Annotated in this window: 21 protein-coding genes; 9 read left to right on the top strand and 12 right to left on the bottom strand. The window is 53.5% G+C overall.

Going from position 1 to position 21,032, the window contains the following annotated elements; all coding sequences use genetic code 11:
- Window positions 1-326 precede the first annotated feature (326 nt).
- Entirely contained in the window at window positions 327-1,265 is a 939-nt protein-coding gene (locus tag MXMO3_RS16765; RefSeq protein ID WP_117396633.1) for a glutaminase, read from the top strand.
- Between the two features lie 9 nt (window positions 1,266-1,274).
- Here MXMO3_RS16765 and rpoN read toward each other — a convergent pair whose 3' ends face one another.
- The 5 genes from rpoN to MXMO3_RS16740 form a co-directional block, all read right to left on the bottom strand.
- Window positions 1,275-2,774 (bottom strand): RNA polymerase factor sigma-54, encoded by a 1,500-nt coding sequence (gene rpoN, locus MXMO3_RS16760; RefSeq protein WP_117396888.1) that lies wholly within the window; start codon window positions 2,772-2,774, stop codon window positions 1,275-1,277.
- 215 nt (window positions 2,775-2,989) lie between these two features.
- The gene (lptB, locus tag MXMO3_RS16755; RefSeq protein WP_117396632.1) at window positions 2,990-3,754 is read right to left on the bottom strand and encodes an LPS export ABC transporter ATP-binding protein; all 765 of its coding nucleotides are present in this window, start codon (window positions 3,752-3,754) and stop codon (window positions 2,990-2,992) included.
- Window positions 3,744-4,223, bottom strand: a complete 480-nt coding sequence (locus MXMO3_RS16750; RefSeq protein WP_162889324.1) for an LptA/OstA family protein — start codon at window positions 4,221-4,223, stop codon at window positions 3,744-3,746. Before MXMO3_RS16750 ends, lptB begins: the two co-directional genes overlap by 11 nt.
- The gene (locus MXMO3_RS16745; protein ID WP_117396630.1) at window positions 4,216-4,857 is read right to left on the bottom strand and encodes a hypothetical protein; all 642 of its coding nucleotides are present in this window, start codon (window positions 4,855-4,857) and stop codon (window positions 4,216-4,218) included. Before MXMO3_RS16745 ends, MXMO3_RS16750 begins: the two co-directional genes overlap by 8 nt.
- 2 nt (window positions 4,858-4,859) lie before the next feature.
- Window positions 4,860-5,474, bottom strand: coding sequence for a ribonuclease D (locus MXMO3_RS16740; protein ID WP_117396629.1), 615 nt, complete (start codon window positions 5,472-5,474; stop codon window positions 4,860-4,862).
- Window positions 5,475-5,706: 232 nt separating this feature from the next.
- Between MXMO3_RS16740 and mscL the strand changes: the two genes are divergently transcribed.
- Window positions 5,707-6,132 carry a large conductance mechanosensitive channel protein MscL gene (mscL, locus tag MXMO3_RS16735; protein WP_117396628.1) on the top strand — a complete coding sequence of 142 codons (426 nt, stop codon included), beginning with the start codon at window positions 5,707-5,709 and terminating at the stop codon, window positions 6,130-6,132.
- 37 nt (window positions 6,133-6,169) lie between these two features.
- Here mscL and MXMO3_RS16730 read toward each other — a convergent pair whose 3' ends face one another.
- From MXMO3_RS16730 to MXMO3_RS16715, 4 genes are all read right to left on the bottom strand, one after another.
- Window positions 6,170-7,207: a Leu/Phe/Val dehydrogenase gene (locus MXMO3_RS16730; RefSeq protein WP_117396627.1), complete on the bottom strand. Its 1,038-nt coding sequence runs from the start codon at window positions 7,205-7,207 to the stop codon at window positions 6,170-6,172.
- Between the two features lie 263 nt (window positions 7,208-7,470).
- Window positions 7,471-8,178 (bottom strand): GntR family transcriptional regulator, encoded by a 708-nt coding sequence (locus MXMO3_RS16725; RefSeq protein ID WP_084634190.1) that lies wholly within the window; start codon window positions 8,176-8,178, stop codon window positions 7,471-7,473.
- Between the two features lie 9 nt (window positions 8,179-8,187).
- Window positions 8,188-9,345: an acetylornithine deacetylase gene (gene argE, locus MXMO3_RS16720; protein WP_117396626.1), complete on the bottom strand. Its 1,158-nt coding sequence runs from the start codon at window positions 9,343-9,345 to the stop codon at window positions 8,188-8,190.
- 7 nt (window positions 9,346-9,352) lie between these two features.
- The gene (locus MXMO3_RS16715) at window positions 9,353-10,537 is read right to left on the bottom strand and encodes a M24 family metallopeptidase (RefSeq protein WP_027835536.1); all 1,185 of its coding nucleotides are present in this window, start codon (window positions 10,535-10,537) and stop codon (window positions 9,353-9,355) included.
- 175 nt (window positions 10,538-10,712) lie between these two features.
- Here MXMO3_RS16715 and eutB point away from each other — a divergent pair, with 175 nt between their 5' ends.
- From eutB to MXMO3_RS16680, 7 genes are all read left to right on the top strand, one after another.
- Window positions 10,713-11,717: a hydroxyectoine utilization dehydratase EutB gene (gene eutB / locus MXMO3_RS16710; RefSeq protein WP_117396625.1), complete on the top strand. Its 1,005-nt coding sequence runs from the start codon at window positions 10,713-10,715 to the stop codon at window positions 11,715-11,717.
- Window positions 11,704-12,270 carry a flavodoxin family protein gene (locus MXMO3_RS16705; RefSeq protein ID WP_117396624.1) on the top strand — a complete coding sequence of 189 codons (567 nt, stop codon included), beginning with the start codon at window positions 11,704-11,706 and terminating at the stop codon, window positions 12,268-12,270. The genes eutB and MXMO3_RS16705 overlap by 14 nt, the downstream gene beginning before the upstream one ends.
- Window positions 12,271-12,281: 11 nt before the next feature.
- Window positions 12,282-13,280 (top strand): cyclodeaminase, encoded by a 999-nt coding sequence (locus MXMO3_RS16700; RefSeq protein WP_117396623.1) that lies wholly within the window; start codon window positions 12,282-12,284, stop codon window positions 13,278-13,280.
- Window positions 13,281-13,301: 21 nt separating this feature from the next.
- Window positions 13,302-13,781, top strand: coding sequence for an Lrp/AsnC family transcriptional regulator (locus MXMO3_RS16695; RefSeq protein ID WP_205468046.1), 480 nt, complete (start codon window positions 13,302-13,304; stop codon window positions 13,779-13,781).
- Window positions 13,782-13,905: 124 nt separating this feature from the next.
- Window positions 13,906-15,402: an NAD-dependent succinate-semialdehyde dehydrogenase gene (locus MXMO3_RS16690; RefSeq protein ID WP_117396622.1), complete on the top strand. Its 1,497-nt coding sequence runs from the start codon at window positions 13,906-13,908 to the stop codon at window positions 15,400-15,402.
- A gap of 12 nt (window positions 15,403-15,414) precedes the next feature.
- On the top strand, window positions 15,415-16,149 hold the full coding sequence (locus tag MXMO3_RS16685; protein WP_117396621.1) for an NAD(P)H-dependent oxidoreductase: 735 nt from the start codon (window positions 15,415-15,417) through the stop codon (window positions 16,147-16,149).
- Window positions 16,150-16,166: 17 nt separating this feature from the next.
- Window positions 16,167-17,540, top strand: a complete 1,374-nt coding sequence (locus MXMO3_RS16680; RefSeq protein WP_117396620.1) for an aspartate aminotransferase family protein — start codon at window positions 16,167-16,169, stop codon at window positions 17,538-17,540.
- Window positions 17,541-17,641: 101 nt separating this feature from the next.
- Here the strand turns inward: MXMO3_RS16680 and MXMO3_RS16675 are convergent, their stop codons facing one another.
- From MXMO3_RS16675 to MXMO3_RS16665, 3 genes are all read right to left on the bottom strand, one after another.
- Complete coding sequence (locus MXMO3_RS16675) at window positions 17,642-19,180, bottom strand: tripartite tricarboxylate transporter permease (protein ID WP_117396619.1); 1,539 nt, start codon at window positions 19,178-19,180, stop codon at window positions 17,642-17,644.
- 4 nt (window positions 19,181-19,184) lie between these two features.
- Window positions 19,185-19,643 (bottom strand): tripartite tricarboxylate transporter TctB family protein, encoded by a 459-nt coding sequence (locus MXMO3_RS16670; RefSeq protein WP_027835527.1) that lies wholly within the window; start codon window positions 19,641-19,643, stop codon window positions 19,185-19,187.
- Between the two features lie 166 nt (window positions 19,644-19,809).
- Window positions 19,810-20,784: a tripartite tricarboxylate transporter substrate binding protein gene (locus tag MXMO3_RS16665; RefSeq protein ID WP_051213865.1), complete on the bottom strand. Its 975-nt coding sequence runs from the start codon at window positions 20,782-20,784 to the stop codon at window positions 19,810-19,812.
- Window positions 20,785-21,032 lie beyond the last annotated feature (248 nt).

The following is a 21,032-nucleotide window of genomic DNA, read 5'->3' as shown; positions in this document are numbered from 1 at the left end:
GTGAAGAAAAGCACTAACATTCGCCCCACATAGGGATGAATCGTTATGGCTCCAAGGCCTGCAATTCCGCGATTTTCCGCCCGAATCTCTTTAAATAATTGTCTTTGCTTTCTGTGCGCGCTTGCGCCGCCCACCTCACGCAATAGCCGCCCACCTCACGCAATAAGTGTGGCCAATTTGTGCTAGATTCGTACGATTATTCGTCCCAAAAATTTTTTCCGTTTTCGAGACCGCGACGGTTCTTTGCCCGTCTATCAATAAATCCGAACAGTTGGGTTGCTGTTTGGCGTTGGATTTGATGAATATGAGGGCAACAAAGGAAATCTATGCAAAGCGATCAGCAAAAACTGCAAGCCATTTTGGATCAAGCTGTGGATCACGCCCGCGCGTCAACAGAACGTGGACGGGTGGCGCACTATATCCCGGAGCTGGCGAAAGCGGACCCACAAAAAGCGGGCATTGCCGTCACGTTGGATAATGGCGAAACCATTGGCGCGGGGGATTGGCAACAGCCCAACACGATCCAATCGATCTCAAAAGTGTTCACCTTGGCGCTGTGCTTGGGCACATTGGGCGACAATTTATGGCGGCGGGTCGGGCGTGAACCCTCCGGTTCCGCATTTGATTCTATTTTGCAGCTCGAACATGAAAATGGCATCCCCAGAAACCCCTTCGTCAATGCCGGGGCGATCGTGGTGACCGATGCGATCTTGGCCACCTACCAACCAAAAGAGGCATTGGGCGAAATTGTTCGATTTGTGCAGGGCCTGACGGGCGATGATCAAATCTTTATTGATGGGCGTGTGGCCCAGTCCGAAGAAGAAACCGGCCACCGCAATCGCGCATTGGCGCACTATTTGGCGTCGTGCGGCAATCTATATAATCCGGTCGCGCACACACTGGGCGTATATTACAACCAATGCGCACTGACCATGGATTGTGCCCAGCTGTCGCGCGCGGGCCGGTTTTTGGCATTTGCGGGCACGTTGGGGCCAAATCGCCAGCAAATGGTGTCGATGAAGCGCGCCCGCCGGATCGCCGCAATCATGCTGACATGCGGCCATTATGATGGTTCTGGCGATTTCGCCTATCGTGTTGGCTTGCCCGCAAAGTCCGGCGTGAGCGGCATGATATTGGCGGCGGTGCCAGGAATTGCCTCCATAGCTGTGTGGTCCCCCGGGTTGGATCGCAATGGCAATTCCCACATAGGTACGCAAATGCTCGAATATGTTACCAATGAAATGGATTGGACGGTGTTTTCTTAAAGGGAGGCTTTAGCGCACCAGTTCCCGCTTTTGCCGCCGCCGGATCACCGAAGAGGCAATGTTCATCGCTTCACGATATTTCGCCACAGTGCGCCGCGCCACGTTCATGCTTTGCTCGTCGTTCAATATCGCCGCAATTTTGTCGTCCGAGAGGATCTTTCGTGGATCTTCCGCATCGATCAATTGTTTGATCCGGTATTTTACGGATTCGGCGGAATGGTCGGCCTCGCCGCTGGCGGAGTGAATAGCCGACGTGAAGAAATATTTCAGTTCAAATAGCCCGCGCGGGGTGCTGACATATTTATTGCTGGTCACCCGCGAAATCGTGCTTTCGTGCATTTCAATTTCTTCAGCCACCATTTTCAACGTCATCGGCCGCAATTGAGATACGCCATGATGCAAAAAACCATCCTGCTGGCGCACAATTTCCTTTGTCACCTTCAAAATGGTTTGCGCCCGTTGATCTAAACTTTTGGTCAGCCAATTGGCGGTTTGCAAACACTCGCTCAAATAGGTTTTGTCCTCGCCCTTCTTGGCGCTGGCGCTCACGCTGGCCAAATAGGTGCGGTTGATCAACACCTTGGGCAGCACCTCTTGGTTGAGTTCAATGACCCATTCTTTGCTGTTGCCCTGTCGCACAAACACGTCGGGCACAATGGCTTGCACATTGCTGCCTTCAAATGCGCGGCCCGGGCGTGGGTCCAGCCGTCGGATTTCTGCGAGCATGTCGCCCAAATCTTCGGCATCGGCACCCAACAGTTTTTGCAATTCGGTAATTTTGTGCGCCGCCAGCAGATCGAGATTATCCAGCAGCATTTGCATCATTGGGTCCAGCCGGTCTTTTTCGCGCAATTGTATCGCGAGACATTCGGCCAAATCGCGGGCAAAAATGCCCAGCGGATCACACCCTTGAACCGCTTCGAGCACCGCTTCCACATGGCCAAGTTCGGTGCCCAGCTGATCCGCAATCTGATCCAAAGGCACATCCACATAGCCTGTTTCATTGAGATTTTCGATCAGGGCGCTGGCGATCAACATGTCGCCGGGATGGCTGAGAATTAGCGAAATTTGTTCGATCAAATGATCATTGAGGGATTTTTCGCCTGCAGCGAATTGCTCAAAATCACCAGTTTCCTGCCCGCCACTCGTGTGCTTGCCTTCAGGCCAGGACAGGGATTGCGATAGGCTGTCCTGCCCGACCTGCTCGGGATAGAGGTTGGCCACATCCGTGTCCATCTCCTGCGCCACCGAAACGGCGCTGCCCAACTGTTCACCTCGGCTTGAAACGTCAACCGCGCGATCATCAGCTTTTACCGCGGGCTCTTCTTCAACGGTGCGTTCCTCGCCCCCGTCGTCGCGGTCAAGCAGCGGATTGCGCATCAGCTCTTCTTCGACAAATTGGGAAAGCTCGGTATGCGAAAGCTGCAACAGCTTGATCGACTGCATCAATTGGGGCGTTAACGCAAGCGTTTGCGATTGCCGAATATCCAATCTGGGGCCAATGGCCATGTCGATCATCGCTCCTTCCGGGCAAATCAGCGTGGTGTTGTGCTAAAATGCCATAGATAATCGCACACATTCAAGCCGCACTATACAAAATCCGTGCCAATCTTAACACTTCTGTGTAGTCGCACCTATTTGAAAAGCCAAATGCAAGCACCAAACGCCAGCGATGTGGAAAAAACAGGCAGTGCCGACAGCACCGCTCAGCCGTGAGCTCAAACCTAAAGCGTAAAATCTTCGCCCAGATAAACCCGACGGGCTTGCTCATCATTGGTGATGGTTTCGGGGCGACCTTGGATCATCACCTGTCCCCCATGGATGATGTAGGCGCGATCAACCAGACCCAGCGTCTCGCGCACATTGTGGTCAGTGATCAAAACGCCGATGCCGCGGCTGGTGAGTTGCCGCACGAGTTTGCGAATTTCACCCACAGCAATCGGATCGACCCCGGCAAAGGGTTCATCGAGCAGCATAAATTGCGGGTCTGCCGCCAGGGCGCGCGCAATTTCCACGCGTCGACGTTCACCACCTGATAGGGCCAACGCATCCGCATCGCGAAGATGCGAGATGGTGAATTCTTCGAGCAAATCATCAAGCCGCGCCTGCTGTGCCTTGCGGCCGCGCACATGGCCTTGCAAGATCGCCATAATATTGTTTTTGACGCTCATGCCGCGAAAGATGGACGGTTCTTGTGGCAGATAGCCCATGCCCAGCCGACCGCGCTGAAAAAGTGGAAACTTGGTGATGGGTTTGCCATGCAGCAACACTTCGCCGCTATCCGGCGGGGTGATGCCCATGATCATCGAGAACACCGTGGTTTTGCCTGCGCCGTTTGGGCCTAAAAGGCCAACGGCTTCGCCGCGGTTGACCGCAATAGACACATTGCGGATCACGATTTTTTTGCCGTAGCTTTTGGCCAACGAATGGGCCACCAGCCAGCCGGTTGGATCAAGTGATTGGCTCTGTTCTGCCGTGTTAGCCGCCACTGGAGAAAACCCCTGTCACCCGAGAGTTGGAATTGGGGTCCGATGTAAATCGGGAACTATTGTCCGTGACATCAACAAACAAATCCTTGCTGGTCACCAATGTCCCGTCTTCCGTAACTTCAACATTGCCCGTCAGGTGCAAAATCTCAGTCTTTGGATCATAGGTGCCAAAATCCGCCTTGGCGGTTTTAGGCCCAAAATGAAGCGTAAGGCGGCCGGCTGCGGTCATTTTCTTCAGGTCGGACGCGCCACCTTCACCGTAATAGGCAATGACTTTGGGCGAATAGAGGATGAAGTCGTCCTGTTTGACAACCACCTCACCAGTGAACACGGCCTCCCGCTTATCTTCGAAAATTTCGAAGACATCGCCGGTGATGTTTACGGGGCCTTTCGATTGCGTCATTGCGCTGCCGACCATGCCGAAGCTGGCAAGGCATATGAACAGCAAGAATGTTGAAATTCTATTCATCTGCGGTTGGCCCTTCCTGTGGCGCCAAAGTGAGTGTCGCGCGCTCAAATTTCCAATAGTTCCCCGGCCCATCATAATGCATATTTTTAGCGCGTAGCGTGCTGCCATTGGCAAAATCAAACGCTACGCCGTCATCGCCGTCAAAAATCTTTGTGTTCAGGTCAGCAACGCCATTGCCGATCAATCCGGTATCGCCTTTGCTGGACAAAAGATCGATCTCGCTGGTCATGGTCAAAATATTGCGCTTAAGCGAAAAAGTGCCAGTTTCTGAAGTCCCCACAACATTGTCGCCATCCACAAAATTGAGGGTCGCCTGCATCTCCACCAGATCAATCATATCTTGGTTGATAATTTTTGTGGTGGCGCTTTTCGCGGTCATTTCATAGGTGCCGCCATCGCTCAAAACGCCAGTTGCCCGGGGTTCGTCCACCACCAGTCTATCCTGTTCCAGCCGAATGCCTTCAAATTGAGTTGACGGCAAAAGATTGTCGATCAAAAGGGGGACCATCAAGGCGGCAAAAATTGCGCCCCCAAGCAGGGGTATGGTCCACCGCAACCAATTCACGATGCGCTGCCGCCGCTGAACGCCGGCAAACAAATCGTTGAAGTGTGAAGCAGTGGCCGTTTCGCTCATGTTTAGCTATGGGCAAATATATCTGTTTCAGCCCAGCCTTTCAGGTCAAGATCGGCGCGGTAGGGCAAAAAGTCAAAACAGGCTTTGGCTATGTCCATCCGGCCTTCGCGTTTCAGCATCCGGTCGAGGTGACGTTTCAGATCGTGCAAATAGAGCACGTCGCTTGCGGCATATTCCATTTGTGCGCTGCTCAAATCTTCAGCGCCCCAATCAGAACTTTGTTGCTGTTTGGACAAATCAACGCCCAAAAGCTCACGACACAGGTCTTTCAAACCGTGACGGTCCGTATAGGTGCGCACCAGCTTTGAGGCAACTTTGCTGCAGTAAACCGGCTTGGTCACGGTGCCAAAAGCATTTTGCAGCGCCGCGATGTCGAAGCGGGCAAAATGGAAAAGCTTGGTCACATTTTCATCCGCGAGCAGCTTTTGCAGATTAGGCGCTTCGGTTTGCCCCTGGGCAATCTGCACCACGTCGGCGGTGCCATCGCCGGGCGAAAGCTGCACCACGCACAGCCGATCCCGCATGGGGTTCAGGCCCATGGTTTCGGTGTCGATAGCAACAGATTTGCCGTAGTCATTGAGGTGGGGAAGGTCGCCCTTGTGCAAACGAATGGTCATGCAAATAGCCTAGTTTTATTGAGTATAATTTCTCTTGTGCCATACACGCGCGCCAACGCAAAGTCTGTTTCATCAATTCTTTGCGTCTTTTCGATGGCGGGGCGCAAATTCATCCAGCATTACAATTCACTTGCCTTTGGTTAATTCTTTCTTAAAGTAATCCTTCTGTCGATGACGCATCTGAATAGTTGTTCTGCGCGGCAGGTAATTGTGGGCTGATATGGGGAAAGAAATGCTCAAAGAATTTAAGTCCTTTGCCATCAAAGGCAACATGGTCGAGTTGGCCATTGGTGTGATCATTGGTGCAGCATTTGGTGCCATCGTTTCGTCACTTGTGGCGGATGTGATGATGCCGCTCATCGGATTGATCTTCGGGGGACTCGATTTTTCAAACTGGTTTATCGTGCTGTCTGACACAGGCGGCGAAACCATCGCGTCGGTGGCACAGGCACAAGAATTGGGCGTGGCAACGCTCAATATCGGGTTGTTCATCAATGCTGTTGTGAAATTCCTGATTGTCGCTTGGGTGCTGTTCTTCGTGGTGAAGGGCATCAATTCCATGCGCCGTAAGGAGGAGGAGAAGCCTTCCGCTCCACCATCTCCGACCAAGGAAGAAACCTTACTCACCGAAATTCGCGATCTATTGGCGAAAAAATAACAAAAAGGGGAGCCGCGGGGCTCCCCTTTCTTCTTGGCTATTGGGCCAAAATCTCGTCCACAAATTGATCTGCCACCTTATGGGGCGATGCGTTTTGTGCCTTGGCTTTTGTCAAAATCTTGTCGGTTGTCACCGCCAGTTGCTCCAGCTTTTGGTCAACCCATTTTTCATCTGTGATTTTCAAGATTTCGGTGGATACGCTAATGATGCCGCCGCCATTCACCACATAGTCCGGTGCGTAAAGGATGCCGCGTGCCATCAAAGCATCGCCAGCTGCATCATCTGCCAGTTGGTTGTTGGCCGCACCACACACCAATTTCACATTCAACCGCGAAATAGTATCTGCATTCAAGATGGCGCCCATAGCGCAGGGTGCGAAAATGTCGGCCTCCACATCGTAAATGTCATTTGGGGCGACCGAGCGCGCACTAAAAGCCTGCCGTGCTTTTGCAACAGAGCTTGCATTAATATCAGACACAATGAGCTGCGCGCCTGCCGCGTGCAAATGTTCAGCCAGATACATGCCCACGTGACCAAGGCCCTGCAATGCGATTATCTTGCCCTCGAGGTCGCCGTGACCAAACGCATGTTTGGCTGCAGCCACACATGAAAGATAAACCCCACGGGCGGTGACCGGAGATGGATCGCCCGACGCAAAAGCGCCTTTGTTTAGCCCTGCCGCATGGCTGGTATATTTGGCGGCTTCTTCAATATCCTCTACGCTGATGCCCACATCTTCAGCGGTAGTGTACATGCCCTCAAAGCTTTCCACGAACCGACCGAATGCCTGCATCAATTCGGGTGTTTTCTGTGTTTTAGGGTCCGCAATAATGACCGATTTGCCGCCCCCGAGCGGCAAAGATGCAGCGGCATTTTTATAGGTCATGCCTTTGGAAAGCCGCAGCGCGTCGATCTTCGCTGACTCAAAATCGGGGTACGCAAACATGCGGCAACCGCCCGCCGCCGGGCCCAACTTTGTGCTGTGCACAGCGATGATGGACTTCAGGCCGCTCGCCTCGTCCTCCGCATAAACGACCTTTTCATAACCCGGCGCGTCAAGGGGTGTAAGTTTCATTGATCTATCCCAGAGATGATTATTGTTTTTCGTTTTTTTAAGTGTTTTGGCCCCTCTTTGCGCCAAACGTCAATGGTTGGTGCGCAATTTATCGAACTCATTTGGGTAAAAACGTTCACCTACACCAGCGACACCACCCCAAAAACGCACAAGCTGGTGGGTGAGAGGGGTTTGTGTTGAAGCGGGGATGCGCGGCGTTGGTCTGTTTAGTCACGCCGCGGGCGTCGTTCAGCCGTGAACGCGCAAACAGGCTTGTGAAAGCCCTATTGCGCCGCAGCTTTTTGCTGTAGCCGCGTCATGCTGGCCGATGTGTGCGCACGCCACAAATGCGCCAGCGCATCAATGTCGCCCAGGCAGGCTGCATCGCGATAATCGCGCACCTCTTGGCAAAGGCTTTTGCATTCCCGCATCACATCTTGATCGGTCAATGATTTCAGCCAAATGCGCGCAGTTTGATAAAACAGCCGTTCCATCGTCTCGCGCAACGGCTCATTTGTCGTCAGGTCAGCCAACGCATGAAATGTTGCAATATTGACCACGGAATACCCCCGCGCGCTTGGATTGTCTGTCAGCTCGAGGCATTTCTTATGCAGCACTTTAAAGCGCTTCATATCTTGCGGGCTGATGGTACGTGGAGAAAGCCGCGCCAGAAGCGGCGAAAGCTCCATGCGCATTTGATAGACCTGATAAAGCGCGCCAATATCGATGTCGGTGACGATGGTGCCCACGCCCTGCACCGATTGCAGCAGCCCCTCGGCCTGCAACTGCCACAGCACCCGCCGCAACGGCGTGCGGCTGACGCCAAATTCTTCCGCCAAAGCCTCTTCGCTCAAGCGCATGCCCGGCGGATAGTCCAACAGGGAAATGCGAGAGCGAATTTCATCATGCAACTCACGAAACCGGCGGCCCGCCGCGCTTTCATTGGCGTCGGGTTCGCTCAAGCGCAAAAGAGTAATGTCATCCTGTTCCATGTTCTTGCGCTATGCCGCCTTCATTGAATGGGCCAGCTTGTCCAGCATGGTGAGGCATTGCTTGAGCTGCCCGATTTCCAAAAACTCGTCGGCTTTGTGCGCTTGTTCAATCGAACCGGGGCCGCACACAATGGTGGCAATGCCCAGCTCCTGAAACAAGCCGGCTTCGGTGCCAAAGGGCACAAAATGGCTGTCGTTGCTGCCCGTCAGGGCCACAACGATGTCGCGGGCCTCGTTGGAGCGCAGCGGTGTCAGGCCGATCACCTCGCCAATGGTGCGGGTGGTGATGTTGGAATCTGGCCAGATCTTGCGCATATTGGGCAGCAAATCGTCTTGGCAAAAGCTTTGCAAAATGCCGTTGACCCAATCGGCATCATCTTGCGCAATCGGCCGCATTTCCCAATCCACTTCCGCATGGTTGCAGATCACATTGTGAGCGGTGCCGCCTTCAATGCGCCCCACATTGATGGTGGTCCAAGGCGGATCAAACGGACTGTCTTTCGGTGCGCGGCCTTTCAGCGCTTCGCGCAATTCCAGCAATTTGCTGACATAGCGGGTGGCATATTCCGCCGCATTTACGCCGTGGTCGGGCATGGACCCATGGCCCGCGTGTCCTTCGAAATAAACGCTATATTCGCAACACCCCTTATGCCCCTCAACGATTTTCATGTCCGTGGGTTCACCCACGATCGCGGCCGCAGGCAAATGAGGGCGGTGGCCCAGAATCTGAACAAGATCCTGTGCGCCCAGGCACCCCACTTCTTCATCATAGGTGAAGGCAAAATGGATCGGTCGCTTGAGTTGATGCGCGGCGAATGTCGGGGCCATGGCCAGTGTCGCGGCAATAAAGCCCTTCATGTCGCAGGTGCCGCGGCCATAATAGCGTCCGTCTTCTTTTTCCAAGGTGAACGGATCAGTTCGCCAGTTCTGATCGGACACCGGCACCACATCGCTGTGGCCGGAAAGCACAATGCCGCCCGCAATATCCGGACCAATGGTGGCAAACAAATTGGCCTTTTTGCGGGTTGCATCATGCTGTAGTTCGATTTTTGCGCCCACATCCTCCAGCAGGCTGGCGACATAATGGATCAGCTCCAGATTGCTGTCGGCCGACACCGTCGGAAAGCCAATGAGTTGGCGCAAAATATGTTCGGTTTGATCAAGCATTTAGCCCCTAGTCTTTCACATAAAGTTTGCGCGGGCGGTTACACAGCGTCTCTGCGGGGCCCTTATCTTTGATCAAAATACTCTCGGTAATCTCAAGGCCCCAATCATTCTCCCAAATGCCCGGCATAAAGTGGAACGTCATGCCCGGTTGCAAAATGGTGCGATCTTCAAGGCGGATCGAAACGGTGCGCTCGCCCCAATCCGGGGGATAGGAAATGCCGATCGGGTAGCCAGCGCGGGACGCGCGATAAATGCCGGCACGTTCCAGCGGAATGGCCAAAGCGCGGGCAATGTCTTTCGCACGCGCACCGGGCACAGCCGCCTCAAGTCCGGCTTCAAGTCCTTCAACCAGCGCCTTTTCGGCATCCAGCAAATATTGGGGTGGTTTGCCCAAATGCACCGTGCGACATAGCGGCGCGTGATAGCGGCGGAAACAGCCGGAGATTTCAAAAAAGGTGGGTGTGTCCGCATCAAAAATGCGGCCGTCCCATGTCAAATGCGGCGCTGCCGCGTCAGACCCGCTGGGCAGCATCGGTACAATGGCGGGATAGTCCCCCCAATCATCGTCAATGCCGGAAATGGCATCGGCATAAATCTGGCCCACAATGTCACTTTTGCGCACGCCCGGTTCCACGCGCTCGACAATGCCATCAATGATTTTTTCTGAAATGCGCGCAGCCTTGCGCATATAGCCGATTTCATCTTCGCTTTTCACCAGACGTTGCCAGTTCACAAGGCCAGTGGCATCCACAAATACTGCGTCGGGCAGTTCGTGGGTAAGGGTCAAATAGGCTTTGGCTGAGAAATAATAGTTTTCAAGCTCCACCCCGATGCGCTGGTTGCCCAGCCCACGGTCGCGGATCATCGCCGCCAGCATTTCCATGGGGTGGCAAAGGGTCGATTGCACATAATGGTCGGGGTAATAGGTGATGCGGTCATCGTCCATCCAAACGGTGCGCTGTGCGCCGTTGGTGTCTTGGTAGCGGCCCCACCAGATGGGGTCTTCATCCATGAAAACCAAAACGCCCTGATGCACATAAAATGACCAGCCATCATAGCCGGTGATCCAGCCCATATTTGATGGATCTTCAATAAACAGCACATCAATTTCGAAGTTTTCCATGGAACGACGCACCTTTTCCAGTCGACGTTCATACTCATGTTTAGAAAAGGGTAGATTTTTGCTCGCCATAGACAGTGCCCCTAAAATCACGAAGATGTATACATCAGTGCAATTCGCGTTCCCCGTCAACAAAAAAATCAAAGATTTATCAAGCTGCTTGCGTTGACAGCTGGGTGTTGATGGGCATGATGTACACAACAAGTTTAAAGTACGGCGAAGTGGCCGTGTAATGTGGGGGCGTGCAATGCTTGATTTAGCCGATATTTTGGCGGCGCAGAACATCATTAAAGGACAGGCCGATCACACGCCGTTCGTGCCGTCACCCTTCTTGAGTGACAAATTTGGTGTCGACGTGCTGCTCAAGCTGGAAAACATGCAACCCATTGGTGCATTCAAATTGCGCGGGGCAATGAATGCGGTGATGAACTTGCCCGAAGGCACAAAAGGGGTCACCTGCTGCTCCACCGGCAATCATGGGCGCGGGGTCGCTTATGCGGCCAAACTTCGCGGCCTTCGCGCGGTGATTTGTATGTCGGAGCTGGTGCCCAAAGCCAAAGTTGAGGGCATCCAGCAATTGGGCGGCGAAGTTTGGGTTAAAGGCAACAGCCAGGATGATGCGATGGCGGAAAGCCAACGCTTGTGTCGCGAGGAAGGGTTGGTGGAAATCTCCCCCTTTGACGATCCTTATGTCATTGCGGGCCAAGGTACGATTGGTTTGGAAATGCTCTCGGCACGGCCTGATCTCGAAACATTGCTGGTGCCACTTTCTGGTGGTGGCCTTGCCGCAGGCATTGCCTTGGCGGCCAAAGCGATCAAGCCCGATATCAAACTTATCGGCATTTCAATGGATCGCGGCGCGGCGATGGCGGCCTCAATAAAAGCGGGCCACCCTGTTGACGTCATCGAAGTGGCCAGTCTGGCGGATAGTTTAGGTGGCGGCATTGGCATGGACAACAAATTCTCCTTTCCGATCTGTCGCGACCTATTGGATGAGACCATTTTGGTCAGCGAAGAAGAGATCTATCGCGCCATGCAATGCCTTTTTTATGAAGATCGCATTGTTGCCGAAGGCGCATGTGTTGTGGGCATTGCTGCTCTGCTAGGCGGCCATTTTGTACCCAAGGGGCCAGTGGCCACCGTGGTCACAGGGCGCAATCTCGATATGGATCTATTTACAAAAATTGTCACAGGGCAGGATATTCAATTGGGTGATTATCAGATCAAAGGGGCTGCTTATGTCCGCCCCTAAGGCAAAACAAATTGTGGTGCTGCGCGGCAGCCCGCGTGCCAACGGCAATAGTGACCAAATGGCAGATCGCTTCTGCGAAACGGCTTTGGCGCAAGGCTGTGCCGTTAATGATTATGCACTGCGCGACCTTTCCTTTGTGCCGTTTGGCGAGGTGCCCGATGATCATCAGGACGGCCTTAGCGACGCATTAAACAAGATCTATGATGCCGACATTGTTGTGCTCAGCACACCAATTTATTTGTGCAACATGTCGGGATTGCTCAAAGGGGCGCTGGATCGCTTCTTTGGTTTCTTAAAAAGCGATTATCTCACCAATCCGCAGCCGTCCAAGCTGTCGCCCGGCAAGCAATTGGTTTTGCTGCAAACCCAAGGCGAACCCGCTGCGCGGTATGGTAACCTATTGGAGCAATATGGCCCGGCGCTCGACAAGCTGGGGTTTGCGGAACGGCATATGGTGCGCGCCTGTGGCGTGCGCGACATTGGGGACATCCTGTCCCATGCCGATGCACTGGCTCAAGTGGATGCATTGGCCAAAAGCCTAACCACGGCATAAAGGAGATTTTCATGTCCCATGAGATTTTGATTGTCACGGAAAGTGAACTCAAGCGCACCCTCAAATTGGGACGATCGGTAAATGACTTGGTGGAAAAGGCTTTCGCCGCATTGGCAACGGGCGAGGTGATCATGCCCCCGATCCTTTCAATGGATCTGCCCATGGTCAACGCCGAGGTTGATGTGAAAACCGCCTATATTCCAGACTTTGAGCACTTTGCCATCAAAGTGTCGCCGGGCTTTTTTGACAACCCTAAACTGGGATTGCCCAGCCTTAATGGGCTGATGATGTTGTTGAGCGCCCAAACTGGCCTCGCCAGCGCGGTCTTTCTCGACAATGGTTATCTCACCGATTTGCGCACAGCCGCTGCAGGCGGCGTAGCGGCGCGACATCTGGCACCGCAAAAGGTCGAAACGGCGGGTGTTTTTGGCACCGGGGTGCAGGCCCGTTTGCAAATCATAGCCGCGCATATCGAACGTCCTTTTAAAAAGGTTTTGGTGTGGGGCCGCAATCGCGATCACGCGGAAGCTTGCGCCCAAGACATCGCTGCAGAAATTGGTGTTGAGGCCACCGCTGTCGACAGTGCGGAGCGGGTGGTGAAGGAAAGCCAGTTGGTGGTGACCACCACGCCGTCGCGCGAACCGCTGATTGATGCCGATTGGATGCACCCGGATCTGCACATCACGGCCATGGGGTCGGACCAGGAAGGCAAAAACGAGCTGGACCCGGAAATTGCAGCCCAAGCCGATTTATATGTATGCGACCGCGTCAGTCAGTGCGAGCTGTTGGGCGAACTGCGCACCGCAAAGCAAACCGGCAATTGGCCGTCAGATCAAACCCCGCCGGAATTGGGGCAAATCATCACGGGCGGTGCGGCGGGCAGAACCAGTGATGCCACCATCACAATTTGCGATTTGACCGGCACCGGCGCGCAGGATACGGCTATCGGTAACCACGCGCTTGAGTTGGCATATAGCTTGAACTTCGGCACGAAGATTAAAACCGATTAGGCCCTTGATACGGAACAATAAATGATCAAACTTGATGCGCGAGATATTGAGATATTACGGCTCTTGTCGCAGGAAGGTCGAATCTCCAAATCTGATTTGGCGGCGCGGATTAATCTGTCGCCCACCCCCTGTTGGGAGCGGTTGAAGCGGCTGGAAAAATCTGGCGTCATCCAATCCTACCGCGCCGAGATTGCCCTGCATAAGATTGCGCCTTGCGTCACCATCTTTGTGGCGGTGGAGCTGGAAAATCACCGCGCCGCAAGCTTTCAATTGTTCGAGCAATCCATGAAAAACTATGAAGAGATTGTTGCGTGCTGGGCCATTGGCGGCGGGTTGGATTATTTCATGCAAGTGGTCACAAAGGACATTGATGCCTATCAACGCCTGATCGATGAGCTGCTGGAAGCCAAAATCGGGCTGGCGCGATATTTCACCTATTTTGTGACCAAACCGGTGAAGCAAGGCTCACCACCGCCCATCGTGCAATTGTTGGAAGAATAGCAAAAGATTCCACTTTATTACGGTAATATTTCCGTAATTCTGACTGCGGATTACGCTTTTTTTGGTCACAAATTCTGCTCAGGCACCTCCATAGTGTACCCAACACGAAAAGGAGGGGTGATCCATGCCGTCAAAACTATTGCAAACCCATGACGATCTAAAAGGCATCACGCCTTATCTCAAAGACAGCCGTCTGCTGCGCCAATTTTCCTATATTGGTGGCAAATGGGTCGGGGCCGAAGATGGCGCGACCATTCCAGTGAGCAATCCAGCAAATGGCGAATGGCTCGGCGAAGTGGCCTCTTTGAGTGCCGCCCAAAGCGCTGATGCGGTCAATGTTGCGCACGAGGCCTTTGGCGTTTGGTCGATGAGCTTGCCGCAACATCGCGCGGCCTGCCTGCGCCGTTGGTTTGACTTGATCATTGAAAATAAAGAAGATTTAGCCCGCATCATGGTGCTGGAGCAGGGCAAGCCCTTGTCGGAAGCTAGGGGTGAAATCGATTATGCGGCGTCCTTTGTTGAGTTTTATGCCGAAGAGACAAAGCGCCCGAATATTGAAGGGGTGACCTCGCACCTTGTGGATGCGGAAGTTGAACTTTGGCGCGAGCCGATTGGCGTCGCGGCCATGATCACCCCGTGGAACTTCCCCGCCGCCATGCTGACCCGCAAAGCCGCGGCAGCGATTGCAGCCGGCTGCACCGTTGTGGCGCACCCTTCCCACGAAACGCCTTATTCTGCCTTGGCGCTGGCCGAGCTGGCCGAACGGGCGGGGCTGGAGCCAGGTGTGTTCAACGTGATCACGGGCCGCGCGTCAGTGGTGGTTGAGCCGTGGACCAAAGATAGCCGCGTGCGGGCACTGTCCTTCACCGGGTCCACCGAGATCGGTCGCTTGCTCTATCGCCAAAGCGCCGACACGGTGAAAAAGCTGGTGCTCGAATTGGGTGGCCATGCCCCCTTCATCGCCTTCGATGATTGCGATGTAGACTATGTGGTGGCGGAAGCCATCAAGGCCAAATTCGCCACATCTGGTCAGGATTGTTTGGGCGCTAACCGCTTCTATATTCACGACAAAATCTACGATGAATTTTGCAAAAAATTCGCCGCCGCGACAGCAAAACTAAGCGTTGGTTTCGGCATGGACGACCCGATGATCGGGCCATTGATGAACCAGAACGCTGTCGACAAGCAAATCGAACATGTCAATGACGCTGTAGAGAAAGGCGCCAAAGTGCTCACCGGTGGTGAAGGGCACGAAATGGGCGCATTGTTCTTCCAGCCAACTGTTTTGGCCGATGTGCCCGACAGCGCCAAGATCATGAGCGAAGAAACCTTTGGCCCCGTGGCCGCGATTCAAAAGTTCAGTGACGAACAGGACGTGACCCAAAAGGCCAATGATACGGAATATGGTTTGGTGGCCTATCTGCACACGGCTGATCCGAAACGGATCTACCGGATGAGCCGGGCCTTGCAATTTGGCATGGTCGCGGTCAACCGTACCAAGGTGACTGGTGCGCCGATTCCTTTCGGTGGTTACAAACAATCTGGTTTGGCACGTGAAGGCGCGCGTCAGGGCATGGAAGCCTACACTGAAATCAAATATGTATGCCGCGATTGGGCATAAGTTGGAGTTTTTATGAATATCCTGTTCGTTCTGGCCCACCCGGAACCAACATCTTTTAACGGCCAGTTGGTCGCCACAGGCAAAGACTATTTTGAAGCCCAAGGCCACCATGTGGAAGTAAGCGACCTTTATGCGTTGGATTTTGATCCGGTGGAGAAGGCCGCAAACTACCCAGATCGTATAAATGAAGAGGAGTTTGCCCCATTAGCCGAACAGCGCCACGCCTATAAGGAAGGGATATTGGCGCCAGAAATCCAACAGCAAATCGAAATGCTCGAGCGTGCTGATCTGGTGATTTTCCAGTTCCCAATCTGGTGGCACTCAGTGCCTGCCATGTTGAAAGGGTGGTGCGACCGCGTGTTTGTCAGCGGCGGGCTCTACACCAGCAAGATGCGGTATGACAACGGCTATTTCCGCGGCAAACGCGCCATGTGCTCTGTCACATCTGGCGCACCGGGGGAGGCCTTTGTGGCCGGCGGACGCGGTGGCGAGTTGGACCAGATCCTCTGGTCCATGCAATTCTCGCTTTACTATATGGGCTTTGATGTGCTGCCGCCCCACGCGTCATTTGGCGTATCGGGCCATGGATATTCCTACGTCGCGGACGATGCGTTCGAAAAGCAGTTTGCGACACTCAAACAAAACTGGATTGAACGCTTGAGCTCAATCCAATCTGACACGCCGATGACCTACCCTGGATGGGATGATTGGGACGACCTCGGACAACCAAAAATGGCAAATGCCTAAGAAAAGGGAGCCAGAATATGCTTAAAAATGATCAGCTCGACCAGTGGGATCGGGAGAATTTCTTCCACCCCTCAACTCACTTGGCCCAACACGCCCGTGGCGAAAGCCCAAACCGGATTGTGACCGGCGGCTCCGGCGCCCATATTGAAGATCGCGACGGCAACAAATTGCTCGACGCATTTGCAGGGCTTTACTGTGTGAATGTGGGCTATGGCCGTCCCGAAATTGCCGATGCCATTGCCGCGCAAGCCAAAGAATTGGCCTATTACCACGCCTATGTCGGCCACGGTACAGAAGCGTCAATCACCCTGTCGAAAATGATTTTGGATCGCGCGCCAAAAAACATGTCCAAAGTTTACTTTGGTTTGGGCGGCTCTGACGCCAACGAAACCAACGTCAAACTCATCTGGTATTACAACAATATTTTGGGCCGCCCGGAAAAGAAAAAGATCATTTCGCGCTGGCGCGGCTATCACGGCTCGGGCCTGATGACAGGGTCTTTGACGGGCCTTGAACTGTTCCACAAAAAGTTCGATCTGCCACTCGCCCAAGTGCTGCACACCGAAGCGCCTTATTATTATCGTCGCGACAATCTTGACCAAACTGAAGAGCAGTTTGTTGAGCATTGTGTGGCCAAGCTGGAAGAATTGATCGAACGCGAAGGCGCCGACACCATCGCGGCCTTTATCGGTGAACCCATTTTGGGCACCGGTGGCATTGTGCCGCCACCAGAAGGCTATTGGGCAGCGATCCAAAAAGTGCTGAAAAAGCATGACATTTTGTTGGTGGCGGATGAGGTGGTCACAGGCTTTGGCCGTTTGGGCACCATGATGGGTTCTGACCATTATGATATTGAACCGGACCTGATCACCATCGCCAAAGGTCTCACCTCAGCTTACGCACCATTGTCGGGCTCCATTGTGGGCGACAAAATGTGGAAAGTGTTCGAGCAAGGTACCGACGAATATGGCCCGATCGGCCATGGTTGGACGTACTCAGCGCACCCGATTGGCGCTGCGGCGGGCATCGCGAACTTAAAGCTGATTGACGATCTGAACCTGGTGCAAAATGCAGGCGAAGTCGGGAGCTATCTGAACGCGCAAATGCACGCTGCCTTGGATGATCACCCGCATGTGGGCAATATCCGCGGTGAAGGCATGATGTGTGCGGTGGAATTTGTGAAAGACAAAGACAGCCGTACCTTCTTCGACCCCAGCCAGAAAATCGGGCCGCAGATTGCGGGCGCGTTGGGACAAAAGAAAGTCATTGGCCGTGCCATGCCACAAGGCGACATTTTGGGCTTTGCACCGCCATTCTGCCTCACCAAGCAAGAGGCAGACGAAGTGGTGTCAAAAACCGCAGATGTGGTCAATGCGATGGACTTTTCATAAGTCACAAACAACCAGACCCACGCTCATCCACTATCCTCACGGATGAGCAAAAAAGGGCGCCGCAATGGCGCCCTTTCCTTTTGGAAGCTAGGGAGGAGAGCCTAACCGCCTTCGCCTGCGCGATCTGCATCTTTGCGCCATTTCTGGAAATAGGGCAGCAGCATCGGGACGATAAGGGTGAGAACAGCAATCGAAAGGATTGTGAGGGTGAGCCCCCGTTCCCAAAGGAATGACCAGCTATCATTGTTGATCAACAGTGCACGACGTAGATTCTCTTCCATCATGCCGCCCAAAATGAACCCAAGGATCATCGGGGCAAGCGGAAAGTCGAGCAATCTGAGTGTCACCGCGGCGACCGCAAAGATGATCATCAACTGAATATCAAACGTGTTGAAGCTGACAAAATAAACCCCGATCAAAGAAAAGAACAGGATCAGCGGCAACAAGAACCGGGCCGGGATCGCCAAAATCTTGGCGATGTATGGGATCAGCGGCAAGTTCAGCACCAGCAAGATGATATTGCCAATCCACATGGACACAATCACTGACCAGAACACATCCGGCTGGTCGATATAGAGTCGTGGGCCGGGCTGAATGCCATACCCAATCAACGCCCCCAACATGATCGCCGTTGTGCCCGAGCCGGGAATACCCAAGGTGAGCAATGGCACGAACGAACCTGTGGCCGCCGCATTGTTGGCGGTTTCAGGCGCTGAAAGACCGCGGATCGAGCCAGTGCCAAACAATTTGCCCTTCTTTGGTCCGGCCAAACGTTGCTCCGTACCATAGGCCAAGAAGCTGGCAATGGTTGCCCCGGCGCCAGGCAATACGCCCACCAAAAAGCCAAGGATTGAAGAGCGCCCGACAACGGGTGCAAGTTCTTTCACTTCCTCTTTGCTGACTTTCATCGAGCCTAGATTGCTATGAGCTTCCTGCTCGCGTTTTCGGTCCTCATCGCTGCCTGCCGGCCGCAAAATGGCCATCAGGGCTTCAGACAGCGCGAACGTGGCCATCACCAGCAACAAGAAGGAGATGCCGTCCAGCAAATCGATCATGCCAAGCGTAAAGCGCTGGATGCCTTGGGTCTGGTCGGTGCCCACGGTTGAGAGCATCAACCCCACCACCGTCATCAACATGGCTTTGAGCATATTGCCTTGGCCGGAAAATGCAGCCACCGCCGTCAAGCCCAATACCATCAGTGCAAAATAGTCAGTGGAATGAAACGAGAGCGACACTTTGGCCAATGAAGGGGCCGCAATGAGCAAGAGGATCGCACCAATGACGCCCCCGGAAAATGATGAATAAGCAGCAATCGCCAACGCCTTGCCGGCTTTGCCTTGCTTGGCCATTGGATACCCATCAAATGAGGTGGCAACGGTGCTGGCCACGCCCGGCGCATTGATCAAGATGGAGGACGTGGACCCACCAAAAATCGCGCCATAATAAACGGCCGCCATCAAAATGATGCCCGCAGACGGGTCGAGGCTGGCGGCAATGGGGATCATCAACGCAATCGCGGACATGGGCCCCAACCCCGGCAGCATGCCGATAAACGTGCCCACCAAGCAGCCGCAAACCACGAAAAGGAGATTTGTTGGATTAAGGGCTGTTGTCAGCCCGATCATAATACCTTCAAGCATTCAACTACCCTCTTAAAAACCACGGCAGGGGTTCGATAAACACCCCAAGACCAATTGACATGAGCGCCCAAAAGGCAACAGCGACAGGAATTGACGTGATCGCAAGGAGCCACAATTTGCGCTCCCCGAGCAGCCAATAGCCAACGCCGAGCAGCATGGTGGACGCCAAAATAAAACCGAAGGGTCGAATGGTGAGGCCATAAATGGACATCAGCACCAAAAAGGCAAAGCCAACAATCCAGTTTTTGCCTTTGAGCTCGACATATTCGGCAGGTGAGGGCAGAGCGATGATCAAAATGCAAATGCCGATGGCCAATACGGACAAAATCTCAGGCATTGTACGTGCGTGAAAAGCTGAATCCTGTTGGAACGGCAGCAAGGGAATACGCTGCGAAAGCACTGCATATGTGATGCAAAAGCCAAGCAGCAGGAAAGCGCCGATTCTGCGTTTGGTGAAAAACATATAACCCCTCCCAAGGAAGTTGATAAGGCGCTGATCTTGTCGGCTATTCGCGGTGGTCAGATCAGCCCTCGAGAAAAATGCGCCCGACAGGCAGGCGCATTTTCTGGCTTTATTCGCCGTAAACTCGCCGCTGCTCTATAAGAGCAGCGACAGTTTAACCTTGCGCTTAAAGGAAGCCAAGTTCGCGCATCAGACCTGCAATTTCTTCTTCTTGCTTTTCCAAGAAGGCAACGAAATCAGAATCTGCATTGTAGATGTCGACCCAACCATTGCGGTCACGTACAGTGGCCCACTCTTCAGTGTCATACATCGCATTGAGCGCGCTGATATATTGGGCTTTGGTGTCTTCATCCAACCCTGGTGCGGCAAAGAACCCACGCCAGTTCACAAACTCGGTGCCTTTAGAGCCAGCTTCATCGCAAGTTGGCGTATCCGGTGCTGTGTCCAAACGCTCGGTTGAGGTCACACACAAAATGTTCACTTCACCCTGACGAGCCAGCTCGATGGCTTCGCCAAAACCAGTGGTCAATGCAGCGATTTCACCAGAAAGCAAACCAGCCATGGCTTTACCACCAGCATCATATGGAATGTATTTTACATCCATTGGGTTGGCGCCAGCATTTTTCATCACCAACGCGGCGATCAAATGGTCCATTGAACCGGCAACCGAGCCGCCACCGATGGCCATTGAGGATGGATCATTTGCATAGGCTGCAAGTAGAGCTTGCATATCCTCAAACTGAGAATCCTTGTGCACCACCATCGCGCCATAGTCACCAATCGTGCCGGCAATCGGGGTCAGATCGCGGAACGACTGTGGGAACACCCCTTGCAATGACCGGATCACGATTGGTGTTGAGTTGACCATCAATGTGCCGGAATCACCCGTTTCGATCAGATGCGCGATGGCCTTGCCGCCGCCGCCGCCAGACATGTTTTCATAAGTTGCTTGTCCCACAATGCCTGATTTGGTTAGGGCTTCGCCTGTGCCACGTGCTGTGCCGTCCCAGCCGCCGCCGGCGCCACCAGGAATCAAGAAGTGGATGTCTTCAACCTTTTGGTGGCCATCTGCCATTGCAGCGCCAGCCACACCAAAAGTTAAAGCGGTTGCTGCCAATGCAGCTTTGAATTGTTTGAACATTCTTTTCCTCCCGAAAAGTTCAAAACGAACTGATACGAGAAAAGCCATAGCAAAGCGCACTGACATGAACCTGACATACGCTCGAATTTTAAGGGTTATTCGTGCCGATCACCAATTTGCAATCGACATTGCACCCGCCACGACATCGATTTCATCAATGAAAACAAAGCACATCATCAAATTCGAATTTATTTATATTTGATTTACTCGAGTGCGGCAAAATTAGTGAAGAACAGTTTGTTGAACCT

The sequence above is a fragment of the Maritalea myrionectae genome (assembly GCF_003433515.1).
Taxonomy (GTDB): domain Bacteria; phylum Pseudomonadota; class Alphaproteobacteria; order Rhizobiales; family Devosiaceae; genus Maritalea; species Maritalea myrionectae.
The sequence above is the reverse complement of the archived record's forward strand: the minus strand, read 5'-3'. Positions and strand labels throughout refer to the sequence as shown.